The organism is Streptomyces spororaveus (assembly GCF_016755875.1).
In the GTDB taxonomy this organism is placed as follows: domain Bacteria; phylum Actinomycetota; class Actinomycetes; order Streptomycetales; family Streptomycetaceae; genus Streptomyces; species Streptomyces spororaveus.
Genome location: NZ_BNED01000005.1, coordinates 5,142,930 through 5,155,570 on the forward strand (window position 1 = coordinate 5,142,930; position 12,641 = coordinate 5,155,570).

Consider the following 12,641-nt stretch of genomic DNA (forward strand, 5'->3'; position numbering starts at 1 on the left):
CCGGCGCGGGATCGCTCGGCCGATCTGAGACGCTTTACCGGTGAGCACCGCAGAGCAGCAGCCCGATAACACCGAGAACACCTCCCCCGCCGCGCCCGACGCCCTCCTCGGCCCGGCCGACATCAGGGAGCTGGCCGCCGCCCTCGGCGTACGCCCGACGAAGCAGAAGGGGCAGAACTTCGTCATCGACGCCAACACGGTGCGCCGGATCGTGCGCACCGCCGAGGTCCGCCCGGACGACGTCGTCGTCGAGGTCGGCCCGGGGCTCGGCTCGCTGACGCTCGCACTGCTGGAGGCCGCCGACCGGGTCGTCGCCGTCGAGATCGACGACATCCTGGCCGCCGCGCTGCCCGCCACCATCGAGGCCCGGATGCCCGCGAAGAAGGACCGCTTCGCGCTGGTCCACTCCGACGCGATGCTCGTGACCGAGCTGCCCGGCCCGCCGCCGACCGCGCTCGTCGCGAACCTCCCGTACAACGTGGCCGTGCCCGTCCTGCTCACCATGCTCGACCGCTTCCCGACCATCGAGCGGACCCTGGTGATGGTGCAGGCGGAGGTCGCCGACCGGCTGGCCGCCGAACCGGGCAACAAGGTCTACGGCGTGCCCTCCGTCAAGGCCAACTGGTACGCGCACGTCAAGCGCGCCGGCGCCATCGGCCGCAAGGTCTTCTGGCCCGCCCCGAACGTCGACTCCGGTCTCGTCTCGCTGGTGCGCCGGACCGAGCCCATCAAGACCACCGCCACCAAGGCCGAGGTCTTCGCGGTCGTCGACGCCGCCTTCGCGCAGCGCCGCAAGACGCTGCGCGCCGCGCTGGCCGGCTGGGCCGGATCGGCGGCGGGCGCGGAGGCCGCGCTGGTCGCCGCCGGTGTCTCGCCGCAGGCCCGCGGGGAGTCCCTGACGGTCGAGGAGTTCGCGGCGATCGCCGAGCACAAGCCGGCGGCGGAGAGGCCCGCACTGTGAGCGCGCACCGCACGCCCGTGACCGTACGGGTCCCCGCGAAGGTCAACGTCCGGCTGGCGGTGGGCGCGGCCCGCCCCGACGGCTTCCACGACCTGGCCAACGTCTTCCTCGCCGTCTCCCTGTACGACGAGGTCACCGCCACCCCGGCCGACGCCCTCACCATCACGTGCACCGGCCCCGACGCCGACCAGGTGCCCCTGGACCGCACCAACCTCGCGGCACGCGCCGCCGAGATCCTCGCGGCCCGGGCCGGGATCGAACCCGCCGTCCACCTGCACATCGCGAAGAACATCCCGGTGGCGGGCGGCATGGCGGGCGGCAGCGCGGACGGCGCGGCGGCCCTGCTGGCCTGCGACACCCTGTGGGGCCTGGACACCCCGCTCACCGAGCTCCTCGACATCTGCGCGGAGCTCGGCAGCGACGTCCCCTTCAGCCTCGTCGGCGGGGCCGCGCTCGGCACCGGCCGCGGTGAGCTGCTCACGCCGGTCGGGGCGGGGACGTTCCACTGGGTCTTCGCGGTGGCCGACGGCGGCCTGTCCACCCCGGCGGTGTTCCGCGAGTTCGACCGCCTCGCCGAGGCCGAAGGCACGGAGATCCCCGAGCCGGAGGCCTCCCCGGCGCTGCTGGCGGCCCTCGCCTCGGGCGACGCGGAAGCGCTGGCCGCGGTGCTGGCCAATGACCTCCAGGCGGCGGCGTTGTCGCTGCGGCCGTCGCTGGCCGCGACGCTGGCCGCGGGCGTGGACGGTGGTGCGCTCGCCGCGCTGGTCTCCGGCTCGGGGCCGACGACGGCGTTCCTGTGCCGGGACGCGGAGTCCGCGGAGAAGGTGGCGGCGGCGCTGTCCGCGTCGGGCACCTGCCGGGCCACGCGGATTGCCTCCAGTCCTGCCCCGGGTGCCACGGTCCTGCCGTCCTGACCTGCGGGCCGGCTGCCGGGGCTCCGCCCCGGACCCCGCGCCTCAAACGCCGGCGAGGCTGAAGGTGCGCGGGGTTCGGGGCGGAGCCCCGGGCCGGTACTCAGGCCGGAGTTGAGTATCCGCGCCCTGTCGGGAGACACCCGGCGCGGGACACCGTGGCCCCATGACAGCCAGCGCACGCGACCTCGCCGACGCCACCCCCGCCGCCCGCGACCGGTACGTAGACCTGCTGCGCGTCGCCTCGCTCGGCACCGTCATCGCCGGACACTGGCTGATGGCCGCCGTCAGCGGCGACGGCATAGGCAATCTGCTCACCCTCGTACCGGCCCTCCAGGTGCTCACCTGGGGCCTGCAGATCATGCCCGTCTTCTTCTTCGTCGGCGGGTTCTCGCACGCGCTCTCCTACCGCTCCCTGGACCGCCGCACCGACGGGCCCGTCTACGCCGCCTTCCTGCGGGCCCGGCTCCAGCGCCTGCTGCGGCCCACCCTCGTCTTCGTCCTGGTGTGGGCCGCGGCCGCGCTCGCCGTGCAGCTCGCCGGACACGGGGGCGGCATCCTCACGGGGGCCGCGCTGCGGCTGGTCACCCAGCCGCTGTGGTTCATCGGGATCTACCTCGCGATGGTCGCCTTCACCCCGCCCCTGCTGAAGCTGCACGAGCGCCACGGCTGGGCCGCCTTCGCCGCGCTGGCCGGGGCGGCCGCACTGGTCGACGTACTGCGCTTCGCCCTCGGGGTGCCCTACGTGGAGTTCCTGAACTTCGCCTTCGTCTGGCTCGCCGTCCACCAGCTCGGCTTCCTGCGCGCCGACGGCCGCATCCGCAGGCCCGCCGTCCTCGCCGCCGCCGGACTCGCCTGCGCCGCCCTGCTGGTGGCGTATGGCCCGTACCCGCTGTCCATGGTCGGGATGCCCGGCGAGAAGGTCTCCAACATGGCCCCGCCCACCCTCGCCCTGCTCTGCCACGGCCTGTGGCTCGTCGGCGCCGTCCAGCTGGCGGCCGGGCCCGCCACCGCGTGGCTGCGCCGCCCGCGCGTCTGGCGCGCGGTGGTCGCGGCCAACGGCCTCGCCATGACCGCGTTCCTGTGGCACCTGACCGCGATGCTCGGTGTGTACGCGGCCCAGCTCGCCCTCGGTCTCGGCCTGCCGGCCCCCGCCACGGCCGCCTGGTGGGCGCAGGTCCCGGTACGGATGGCGGCCGCGGCCGTGCTGACGGGTCTCCTCGTCGCGCTGTTCCGCCGCTTCGAGGCGCCCCGGCCGAGCGCGCCCGCCCCCGCCCGGCGCACCGGCGGCCCCGTCGCCGCCGTCGGGATCACCCTGTGCCTGCTCGGCATCCTGGGCCTGTCCATGACCGGCCTCGGCGGTCTGCTCGACGGGCACAGCGCCACGCTGATCGCGCTGCCCGTCACCGCGCCGGCCGCGATCGCGATGGCACTGGGCGGCTGGTACCTCGTGGAACGGTCGGCCCCGGCCCGGAGGGTTGGACATGGCCTACGCTGAGGAGCTGATCCACACCCTTTCCCTGGAGCGCGTCTGATGGCCGTCAATCTGGTCAATGTCGAGGCAGTCAGCAAGGTGTACGGCACACGTACCCTGCTGGACGGCATCTCCCTCGGCGTGTCCGAGGGGGACCGGATCGGCGTGGTCGGCCGCAACGGCGACGGCAAGACCACCCTCATCCGGATGCTCGCCAAGCTGGAGGAGCCCGACACCGGCCGGGTCACCCAGTCCGGCGGCCTGCAGATGGGCGTCCTCACCCAGCACGACTCCCTCGACCCCCGGGCGACCGTCCGCCACGAGATCATCGGGGACATGGCCGACCACGAGTGGGCCGGCAACGCCAAGATCCGTGACGTCCTGACCGGTCTCTTCGGCGGCCTCGACCTGCCCGGCTTCGGCCAGGGCCTCGACACCGTCATCGGCCCGCTCTCCGGTGGCGAGCGCCGCCGGATCGCCCTCGCCAAGCTGCTCATCGCCGACCAGGACCTCCTGGTCCTCGACGAGCCCACCAACCACCTCGACGTCGAGGGCATCTCCTGGCTGGCCAAGCACCTCCAGGAACGGCGCTCCGCGCTCGTCTGCGTCACCCACGACCGCTGGTTCCTCGACCAGGTCTGCACCCGCATGTGGGACGTGCAGCGCGGTGCCGTGCACGAGTACGAGGGCGGCTACAGCGACTACGTCTTCGCCCGCGCCGAGCGCGACCGCATCGCCGCGACCGAGGAGTCCAAGCGGCAGAACCTGATGCGCAAGGAGCTGGCCTGGCTGCGCCGCGGCGCCCCGGCCCGGACCTCCAAGCCGCGCTACCGCATCGAGGCCGCCAACGAGCTCATCGCCGACGTGCCGCCGCCGCGCGACACCAGCGAGCTGATGCGGTTCGCCAACGCCCGCCTCGGCAAGACGGTCTTCGACCTGGAAGACGTCAGCGTCCACGCCGGTCCGAAGGAACTGCTCAAGCACCTCACCTGGCACCTGGGCCCCGGCGACCGCGTCGGTCTCGTCGGCGTCAACGGCGCCGGCAAGACCTCCCTGCTGCGGGCCCTCGCCGAGGCCGCCCGCACCCAGGGCGAGGTCCAGCCCGCCGCGGGCAAGGTCATCGTCGGAAAGACCGTCAAGCTGGCCTACCTCTCGCAGGAGGTCGGCGAACTCGACCCGTCCTTGCGCGTCCTGGAGGCCGTCCAGCGCGTCCGTGACCGCGTCGACCTCGGCAAGGGCCGCGAGATGACGGCGGGCCAGCTCTGCGAGCAGTTCGGCTTCACCAAGGAGAAGCAGTGGACGCCGGTCGGCGACCTCTCCGGCGGTGAGCGCCGCCGGCTGCAGATCCTGCGCCTGCTGATGGACGAGCCCAACGTCCTCTTCCTCGACGAGCCCACCAACGACCTCGACATCGAGACCCTGACCCAGCTGGAGGACCTCCTCGACGGCTGGCCCGGCTCGATGATCGTGATCTCCCACGACCGCTTCTTCATCGAGCGCACCACCGACACGGTGATGGCGCTGCTCGGCGACGCGAGCCTGCGAATGCTGCCGCGCGGCCTGGACGAGTACCTGGAGCGCCGGCAGCGGATGATCGAGGCGGCCGCCCCGGCGCCCGTCCCGTCCGCAGGCGCCGCGAAGTCCACCGCCTCGGGGGACTCGCGCGCCGCGAAGAAGGAGCTCCAGAAGATCGAGCGGCAGCTGAACAAGCTGTCCGACCGTGAGGGCAGCCTGCACGCCCAGATCGCCGAGAACTCCACCGACTACGACAAGGTGGCCAAGCTCGACGCGGAGCTGCGTGAACTCCTCGCGAGCCGCGACGATCTGGAGATGCGCTGGCTGGAGCTGGCCGAGGAGGCCTGAGCAACCCGGGGCAGGGGCGCTGTCAGTGATAGAAAGGTCATCCTCCCCGACCTCCCCGATGCCGAAAGCGTGCGCTGATGACCGAGCTGCCCCAGCCGCCGAACCAGCCGCCGACGCCTTCGGGTTACGGGCACCTGCCGGGTCCGCCGCAGCAGGGGTACGGGTTTGCGCCGCAGGGTGAGAACCCGTACGCCCAGCAGCCCGGTTGTCCGCCGCAGCCGCCCACCGTGCCGCAGCACCAGGTGGGCCCCGGCGGCACCGGCTCCGGCGGCCCCGGTCCGGGCAAGGCGCCGGGGAGGAAGCTGATTCTGGTCGTCGCGGCGTCCGTGGCCGCCGTTCTCGTGCTCGGGGGCGTCGGCTACGTGGCGTTCTCGGGCGGTGACAAGGATCCGGAGCCGGTGGCGCAGGAGCCCGCCGACGCCAAGCCCTCGGGGTCCCCGTCCGTGGACAAGGGCGATGGCAACGGCGACGGCGGCGGGGCCCCGACGGACCTCAACGCCGGCCGCAAGCAGGGCGAGGACAAGGTCCTGTGGCTCAAGACCGTCAAGATCGACGGCCCCGGCATGGGCGTCGACGCCGCCGCCCAGTGGGTCGCCGGCGACACCGTCGTCAAGAGCCTCTGGAAGAACCTCACCGCCTACGCGGTCGCCGACGGCAAGGAGAGGTGGACGCTCCCCTTCCCCGCGCAGATCTGCTCCGCCGCCCCGCAGACCACGGCCGAGGGCAGGACGGTCGTCATGTACCGCGACGGCGAGGGGGACAACACCTCCTGCAACCAGCTGCGCGTGGTCGACCTCAGGTCGGGCAAGGAGGTCTGGTCGAAGGAGGTGCCCTCGGAAGGGGTCTTCGACATCTTCACCAGCCCCACCCTGTCCATGACCGGGGACACGGTCACCGTCAGCCGCGGCGGCACCGCCAGCGCCTTCAAGATCAGCAACGGTGACAAGCTCTTCGCGAACCCCCTGGGTGACGGCTGCAACGCGGACTCCTACGAAGCCGGCAACGGCAGGATGATCGCCCTCGCCACCTGCTCGGACGAGGACTCCACCGCCGAGGTCCAAGGCATCGACCCCGTCACCGGCGCGAAGGGCTGGGCCTACCGGCTCCCCGCGAACTTCAAGGTCACCAGCATCTACTCGGTGAACCCGACCGTCATCGACATCGGCGACGAGAAGACGAAGCAGCGCTCCATCGTGGTCCTGGGACCCGACGGCAAGCAGACCGCCACCCTCGCGGGCGAGGGCAGCTTCGCCGTCGGCTGCGGCGACACCGGCCTCTTCCGGTCCCTGGCGACCTGCCCCTCGGCCGTCGTCGACGCGAACACCCTCTACCTGCCCACCGCGGCCGGCACCGGCAAGGCCAACGAGATCGTCGCCTTCGACCTGGCCACCGGCAAGGCCAAGTGGCGTTCCCCGGCCGGGGACAAGCGCACCCTGACCCCGCTCAAGGCCGCGAACGGGCAGCTGATCGCCTACCGCAAGGCGGAGCGCGAGCAGGGCGGCGAGGTCATCTCCATCCCGGCCGACGGCGGCACCCCGACCGCGCTCCTGCGCCACCCCTCGGGCCCCGCGGCCCCCGTCGAGCGCACCTTCACCCTCCCGAAGCTGGAGTTCGCGGACGGACGGTTCTTCATCTCCTCCACCCATCTGCGGGCCCAGGGCCAGGAGGAGAAGCTCCTCATGGTCTTCGGCAAGTGAGCGCGCGCTGGTCCCCGGCGCAGGGCCGTGCGAACTCCTCCCGGTCCGCGCGCATTTGGCGGCGCGCCGGGCGCGGCCCGGCCTAGGAGGTCCGGATTCCGCCGGGCCCCGGGGGCAACTGGCCGGATAACGGCGGCGTCACGGGCCGGTCCTCCCTTGGGAACAGGGGGCGGACCGGCCCGATGTATGAGCGCTGTCAGTGATAGAAAGGTCATCCTCCCCGACCTCCCCGATGCCGAAAGCGTGCGCTGATGACCGAGCTGCCCCAGCCGCCGAACCAGCCGCCGACGCCTTCGGGTTACGGGCACCTGCCGGGTCCGCCGCAGCAGGGGTACGGGTTTGCGCCGCAGGGTGAGAACCCGTACGCCCAGCAGCCCGGTTGTCCGCCGCAGCCGCCCACCGTGCCGCAGCACCAGGTGGGCCCCGGCGGCACCGGCTCCGGCGGCCCCGGTCCGGGCAAGGCGCCGGGGAGGAAGCTGATTCTGGTCGTCGCGGCGTCCGTGGCCGCCGTTCTCGTGCTCGGGGGCGTCGGCTACGTGGCGTTCTCGGGCGGTGACAAGGATCCGGAGCCGGTGGCGCAGGAGCCCGCCGACGCCAAGCCCTCGGGGTCCCCGTCCGTGGACAAGGGCGATGGCAACGGCGACGGCGGCGGGGCCCCGACGGACCTCAACGCCGGCCGCAAGCAGGGCGAGGACAAGGTCCTGTGGCTCAAGACCGTCAAGGTCGACGGCCCCGGCGCCGGGCTGGCCAGCAAGGGCCAGTGGGTCGTCGGCGACACCGTCGCCAAGTCCGTCGGCAAGACGGTCACCGGCTACGCGGTCGCCGACGGCAAAGAGAAGTGGACCGTCAACTTCCCCGCAGAGATCTGCGGCATGACCGACCGGACCACCGACGACGGCAAGACCGTCGTCATGTACCGCAACGGCGAGACGGACACCTCCGACTGCAACCAGATCCGGATGATCGACCTCAAGGCGGGCAAGGAAGGCTGGTCGAAGGAGGTGACGAAGGAGAGCGCCTTCGACATCTTCCTCGACCCCGACCTGGCCCTGACCGGGGACACCGTCACGGTCAACCGGCTCACCCGCGCCACCGCCTTCCGCGTCAGCACCGGTGACAAGCTCTTCGCCAGCCCGGCCGAGGGCTGCGTGCCCGGCCGCTACGCCGCCGGCGGCGGCAAGCTGATCGCCGTCGCCACCTGCTACGACGCCGACGGAACCGTCGAGATCCAGGACGCCGACCCGGTCACCGGCAAGAAGACCTGGACCAACCGCCTGCCCAAGGGCTGGAAGGTCAACCGGGTCTACTCGGTCGACCCGATCGTCCTCGACCTCGGAAACGAGACGACGAAGGAGCACTCCATCGTCGTCCTCGGCCCCGACGGCCAGAAGCGCACCACGCTCACCGCCGAGGGCAACTTCTCGCCCGAGTGCAGCGTGAGCTACGACGACGACCTGCAGGGCTGCGCGACCGCCGTCGCCGACGCGGGCACCCTCTACCTGCCCACCAAGGCCGACCTCGGCAAGGCCAACGAGATCGTCGCCTTCGACCTGGCCACCGGCAAGGCCAAGTGGCGCGTCCCGGCCGGGGAAGCACGCACCATCGTGCCCCTCAAGGCCGCGAACGGGCAGCTGATCGCCTACCGCCGGGCCGAGACGGACCAAGGCGGCGAGGTCCTCTCGATCCCGGCCGCCGGCGGCACGCCCACCGCGCTCCTGCGCCACCCTTCGGGCGTCTCCGCCCAGATCGAGAGCACTTTCTACTCCCCGAAGGTCGACTACGTGGACGGCCGTTTCCTCATCTCCACGACCCGGCTGACGGCCCAGGACAAGGACGAGAAGCTCCTGATGGTCTTCGGCAAGTGAGCACGCGTCCGAGCAGCCGCCCACCGAGAGGCAACAGCAACCGATGAGTATCCCGCCGCCCCCCAGCCAGCCGCCGTCCGGCGGCTTCGGCGCGCCGCAGGACCCGCCCCCGGGCGGGTTCGGAGCGCCCGTGCCGCCGCCCGGACCGGACGCGCAGCCCGCGTACGGCTACCCGCAGACCGGGCCCGGCTACGGCTACCCGCAGCAGCCCGGCCCCCCGCCGGCGTACGGCGCGCCCGGTGCGCCCGGCGCCCCCGGTGTTCCCGGCCCGCCCGTGCCCGCCCCCCAGCCCCCGGCCGCACGCGCCGGCAACGACAAGCGCACCCAGCTGACGATCGTCGGCGCGGCCCTCCTGGCCGTCGTCCTCATCGTCGGCGGCGGCGTCTGGTACACCTCCGGCGACAGCGGCGGCGGGGACGACAAGGCCGACAGCAACCCCACCGCCGCCTCCCCGAGCGGCGACAACGCCAAGGGCTACGTGCCCGGCACCGAGCAGGCGCCCGCCAACACGAAGTCGAAGCCGCTGGCCAACGTGCCGAGCCCGGTCCCGGCCGATGTCGCCGTCGTCGCCGGCTCCTGGCTGACCGACACCACGTACATCAAGTCCGACCTGTCGAAGGTCGTCGGCTACAACCTCGTCGACGGCGGCAAGAAGTGGGAGCTGCCCTTCCCCGGCGAGCTCTGCGGCGCCAGCAAGCACGTCAGCGACAACAAGGCAGCGGTCATCTTCAAGGCCGCCCAGCCGACGCCCGAGAACAAGTACGTCCAGTGCACCGAGGTCGGCGTCTTCGACCTGGAGAGCGGCAAGCTCGTCTGGTCCGGCAACGCCAAGAGCGCCACCGGCGGTGACAAGCCCGTCTCCCTCACCAGCGTCACCCTCAGCGGCAACACCGTCGCCGCGGCCGGCATCTCCGCGGGCGGCGCCGCCTGGAGCCTCGCCGACGGCAAGTCCCTGTGGCTGCCCAAGATCGACAACGAAGGCTGCCGCGACGTCGGCTACGCCGGAGGCGAGGCCCTCGCCGCCATCCGCAAGTGCGGCCAGAGCCCCAACTACACGCTCTACGGGCAGCTCCTCGACCCGGCCACCGGCGCGCCCACCGCCTCGTACAAGCTCTCGCCGGGCATCGAGGACGCGAACATCGTCGCCACCAAGCCCCTGATCGTGGCCGCCGACGTCGGCAAGACGGCGAAGAACGCCACGGGCATCAGCGACCTCTTCGTCGTCGACCCCAAGGGCGAGCTCAAGGCCCGCATCCCGCTCGCCTCCGGGGACTTCGGCGCCAAGTGCGGAACCGAGGTCGAGAAGTGCTCGAACATGGTGGTCGGCAACGGCAGGATCTACCTGCCGTCGTACGAGCACCAGGGCCAGACCTCCAGCGGCCGCACCAACGAGCTGCTCTCCTTCGACCTGGAGACCGGCAAGCAGACCACCGACCGCGCCGACGCGGGCGAGCGGTTCACGATGTCGCCGCTGCGCATGGACGGGTCGAACATCATCGCCTACAAGTACCCCCCGTACGACAAGGGCGGCCAGATCGTCAGCATCGACAGCAGGACGATGAAGGAGACCGTCCTCATGACGAACCCGGAGGACAAGGCGAGCCAGCGCGCCGAGACCGGCTTCTCGCCCGACTACTCCGAGTACCGCTACCACAAGGGCAAGTTCTTCATCTCGCGCATGATGGTCTCCAAGCCGTACTCGGCCAAGGCCGACCCGGACTACCTCTTCGTCTCCTTCACCGCGAGCTGACGCGACCCGCGCCGATATCGCACAGCACCGCCGAAAGCCCCCGAACGGTCCGTACCGATCGGGGGCTTCTGCGCGGTATCCCCCGCGCTCCGTCGAACAAGCGTGTAGCTTGCCGGGTCAGAAGGGTGGGGGGTGGTTCCTCGATGGGCGTACGGGTCGTGGTGGTCGACGACCACCGGCTGCTGGCCGAGGCACTGGCCTCTGCCCTGAAGCTGCGCGGCCACCGGGTGCTGGCCGCCGCGGCACCGGCGGCGGGCGCCGCCGAGCTGGTCATCAGCCGCGCGCCGGAGGTGTGCCTCCTCGGCACCGCCACCCCCGCCGAGCCCGGGGTCTTCGAGCCCGTCGTACGCATCAAGCGGGAGCGCCCGCAGATCGCCGTGGTCGTCCTCGGCCCGGTGCCCAGCCCGCGCGGGATCGCCGCCGCCTTCGCCGCCGGCGCCTCGGGGTACGTACGCCAGGACGAGCGGATCGAGGGCGTGGAGCGGGCCCTGGCCAAGGCCAGGGCGGGTGAGGTGGCGATCGCCCCGCAGCTGCTGCAGGGGGCCTTCGCGGAGCTCCTGAACCCCGCCGCGCAGCCCGACGACGAGGGCAGCCGGCTCCTGCGGCTGCTCACCCCGCGCGAGGTGGAGGTGCTCGTCCGGGTCGCCGAGGGCGAGGACACCCGGCTGATCGCCGCGGGCATGGAGATCGCCCCGAGCACCGCCCGTACGCACGTGCAGCGGGTGCTGATGAAGCTGGGTGTGGGATCGAGGCTGGAGGCGGCCGCGCTGGCCGCCCGCACCGGTCTGCTGGACCGGGCGCTGCCCACGCTGCCGCCGGCCGCCGCGCACGGCTGACGTACGGGCCGGGGCGGGCTCGGATTTCCCCGTGGGCGCGGAATCGGGTAAGCCAGTGTCCCAAGCACGCGCACGCACCCGCGCGTGCTCCCCCGCGAGAGGCAGTAGGCGAGTGAGCAAGTACCTGGTAACCGGTGGCGCCGGATACGTCGGCAGCGTCGTCGCGGCCCACCTTCTGGAGGCCGGGCACGAGGTGACCGTCCTCGACGACCTGAGCACGGGGTTTCGCGCCGGGGTCCCGCAGGGCGCCGCCTTCATCGAGGGCCGGATCCAGGACGCCGCCCGCCACCTGGACTCCTCCTACGAGGCGGTGCTGCACTTCGCGGCCTCCTCGCAGGTCGGCGAGTCCGTCGTGAACCCGGGCAAGTACTGGGAGAACAACGTCGGCGGGACGCTGGCCCTGCTGGCCGCGATGCGCGGCGCGGGCGTGCGCAAGCTCGTGTTCTCCTCCACCGCCGCCACCTACGGGGAGCCGACGGAAGGCCTGCTGACCGAGTCCTCGGTGACCGCGCCGACCAACCCGTACGGCGCGTCGAAGCTGGCCGTCGACCACATGATCGCGGGGGAGTGCGTGGCGCACGGCCTGGCCGCGGTGTCCCTGCGCTACTTCAACGTGGCCGGGGCCTACGGGCAGTTCGGCGAGCGCCACACCCCCGAGACGCACCTGATCCCGCTGGTCCTCCAGGTCGCGCTGGGCGAGCGGGAGTCGATCTCGGTGTTCGGCGAGGACTACCCGACCCCGGACGGCACCTGCGTACGCGACTACATCCACGTCGCCGACCTGGCGGAGGCCCACCTGGCCGCCCTGCGGGTCGCCGCCGGCGGGGAGCACCTGATCTGCAACCTCGGCAACGGCAGCGGCTTCTCGGTCCGCGAGGTCGTCGAGACCGTCCGCAAGGTCACCGGCCGGGAGATCCCCGAGGTGGTCGCGCCGCGCCGGGCCGGCGACCCGGCGATGCTCGTCGCCTCCGCGCGCACGGCCCACGAGCGCCTCGGCTGGACCCCGAGCCGCTCGGACCTCACCGGGATCATCACGGACGCGTGGAACTTCGCGCGTACGCACGCCTCCTGAACCTCCTGGGCCTCCCGGACCTCCGGTGTCCGCCCCGGGCCCTCGTCCGGACCGTGCCCATGCCCTGCGCGCCCCCCGCACCCCGACCGGTGCGGGGGGCGTGTGCGTTCCGGCCGTGCGCTGTGGATGGGCGCCGTGCGCGGGCGCCCGGCGTGCACACGCCGGGTGAAATGCCCCCCGTGCAACTGCCCGCGGCACACGCCGGTACCGAA

At 72.5% G+C, this 12,641-nt stretch carries 9 protein-coding genes; all 9 read left to right on the top strand.

What is annotated here, in order from left to right; genetic code table 11:
- The first annotated feature begins 40 nt into the window (after positions 1–40).
- The 9 genes from rsmA (at position 41) to galE (ending at position 12,429) form a co-directional block, all read left to right on the top strand.
- Positions 41–961 carry a 16S rRNA (adenine(1518)-N(6)/adenine(1519)-N(6))-dimethyltransferase RsmA gene (gene rsmA, locus Sspor_RS25695; RefSeq protein WP_202201235.1) on the top strand — a complete coding sequence of 307 codons (921 nt, stop codon included), beginning with the start codon at positions 41–43 and terminating at the stop codon, positions 959–961.
- Positions 958–1,875: a 4-(cytidine 5'-diphospho)-2-C-methyl-D-erythritol kinase gene (locus tag Sspor_RS25700; protein ID WP_202201236.1), complete on the top strand. Its 918-nt coding sequence runs from the start codon at positions 958–960 to the stop codon at positions 1,873–1,875. Before rsmA ends, Sspor_RS25700 begins: the two co-directional genes overlap by 4 nt.
- A gap of 163 nt (positions 1,876–2,038) precedes the next feature.
- Entirely contained in the window at positions 2,039–3,370 is a 1,332-nt protein-coding gene (locus Sspor_RS25705) for an acyltransferase family protein (RefSeq protein WP_202201237.1), read from the top strand.
- Positions 3,371–3,406: 36 nt separating this feature from the next.
- Positions 3,407–5,209 (top strand): ABC-F family ATP-binding cassette domain-containing protein, encoded by a 1,803-nt coding sequence (locus tag Sspor_RS25710; RefSeq protein ID WP_202201238.1) that lies wholly within the window; start codon positions 3,407–3,409, stop codon positions 5,207–5,209.
- A 77-nt stretch (positions 5,210–5,286) separates the two neighbouring features.
- On the top strand, positions 5,287–6,906 hold the full coding sequence (locus Sspor_RS25715; RefSeq protein ID WP_202201239.1) for an outer membrane protein assembly factor BamB family protein: 1,620 nt from the start codon (positions 5,287–5,289) through the stop codon (positions 6,904–6,906).
- A 251-nt stretch (positions 6,907–7,157) separates the two neighbouring features.
- On the top strand, positions 7,158–8,771 hold the full coding sequence (locus Sspor_RS25720; protein WP_202201240.1) for an outer membrane protein assembly factor BamB family protein: 1,614 nt from the start codon (positions 7,158–7,160) through the stop codon (positions 8,769–8,771).
- A 43-nt stretch (positions 8,772–8,814) separates the two neighbouring features.
- Positions 8,815–10,521 carry an outer membrane protein assembly factor BamB family protein gene (locus Sspor_RS25725; RefSeq protein ID WP_202201241.1) on the top strand — a complete coding sequence of 569 codons (1,707 nt, stop codon included), beginning with the start codon at positions 8,815–8,817 and terminating at the stop codon, positions 10,519–10,521.
- A gap of 143 nt (positions 10,522–10,664) precedes the next feature.
- On the top strand, positions 10,665–11,357 hold the full coding sequence (locus tag Sspor_RS25730; protein WP_202201242.1) for a response regulator transcription factor: 693 nt from the start codon (positions 10,665–10,667) through the stop codon (positions 11,355–11,357).
- Positions 11,358–11,469: 112 nt separating this feature from the next.
- A complete protein-coding gene (galE, locus tag Sspor_RS25735) occupies positions 11,470–12,429 on the top strand; it encodes a UDP-glucose 4-epimerase GalE (protein ID WP_202201243.1) in 960 nt (319 codons plus the stop codon).
- The last annotated feature ends 212 nt before the right edge of the window (positions 12,430–12,641 follow it).

Excerpts from the sequence above, each read along its gene's own strand:
- Sspor_RS25705 (WP_202201237.1), top strand. The coding sequence starts at position 2,039 with ATGACAGCCAGCGCACGCGACCTCGCCGACGCCACCCCCGCCGCCCGC.
- Sspor_RS25710 (WP_202201238.1), top strand. The coding sequence starts at position 3,407 with ATGGCCGTCAATCTGGTCAATGTCGAGGCAGTCAGCAAGGTGTACGGC.
- Sspor_RS25715 (WP_202201239.1), top strand. The coding sequence starts at position 5,287 with ATGACCGAGCTGCCCCAGCCGCCGAACCAGCCGCCGACGCCTTCGGGT.
- Sspor_RS25720 (WP_202201240.1), top strand. The coding sequence starts at position 7,158 with ATGACCGAGCTGCCCCAGCCGCCGAACCAGCCGCCGACGCCTTCGGGT.
- Sspor_RS25725 (WP_202201241.1), top strand. The coding sequence starts at position 8,815 with ATGAGTATCCCGCCGCCCCCCAGCCAGCCGCCGTCCGGCGGCTTCGGC.
- Sspor_RS25730 (WP_202201242.1), top strand. The coding sequence starts at position 10,665 with ATGGGCGTACGGGTCGTGGTGGTCGACGACCACCGGCTGCTGGCCGAG.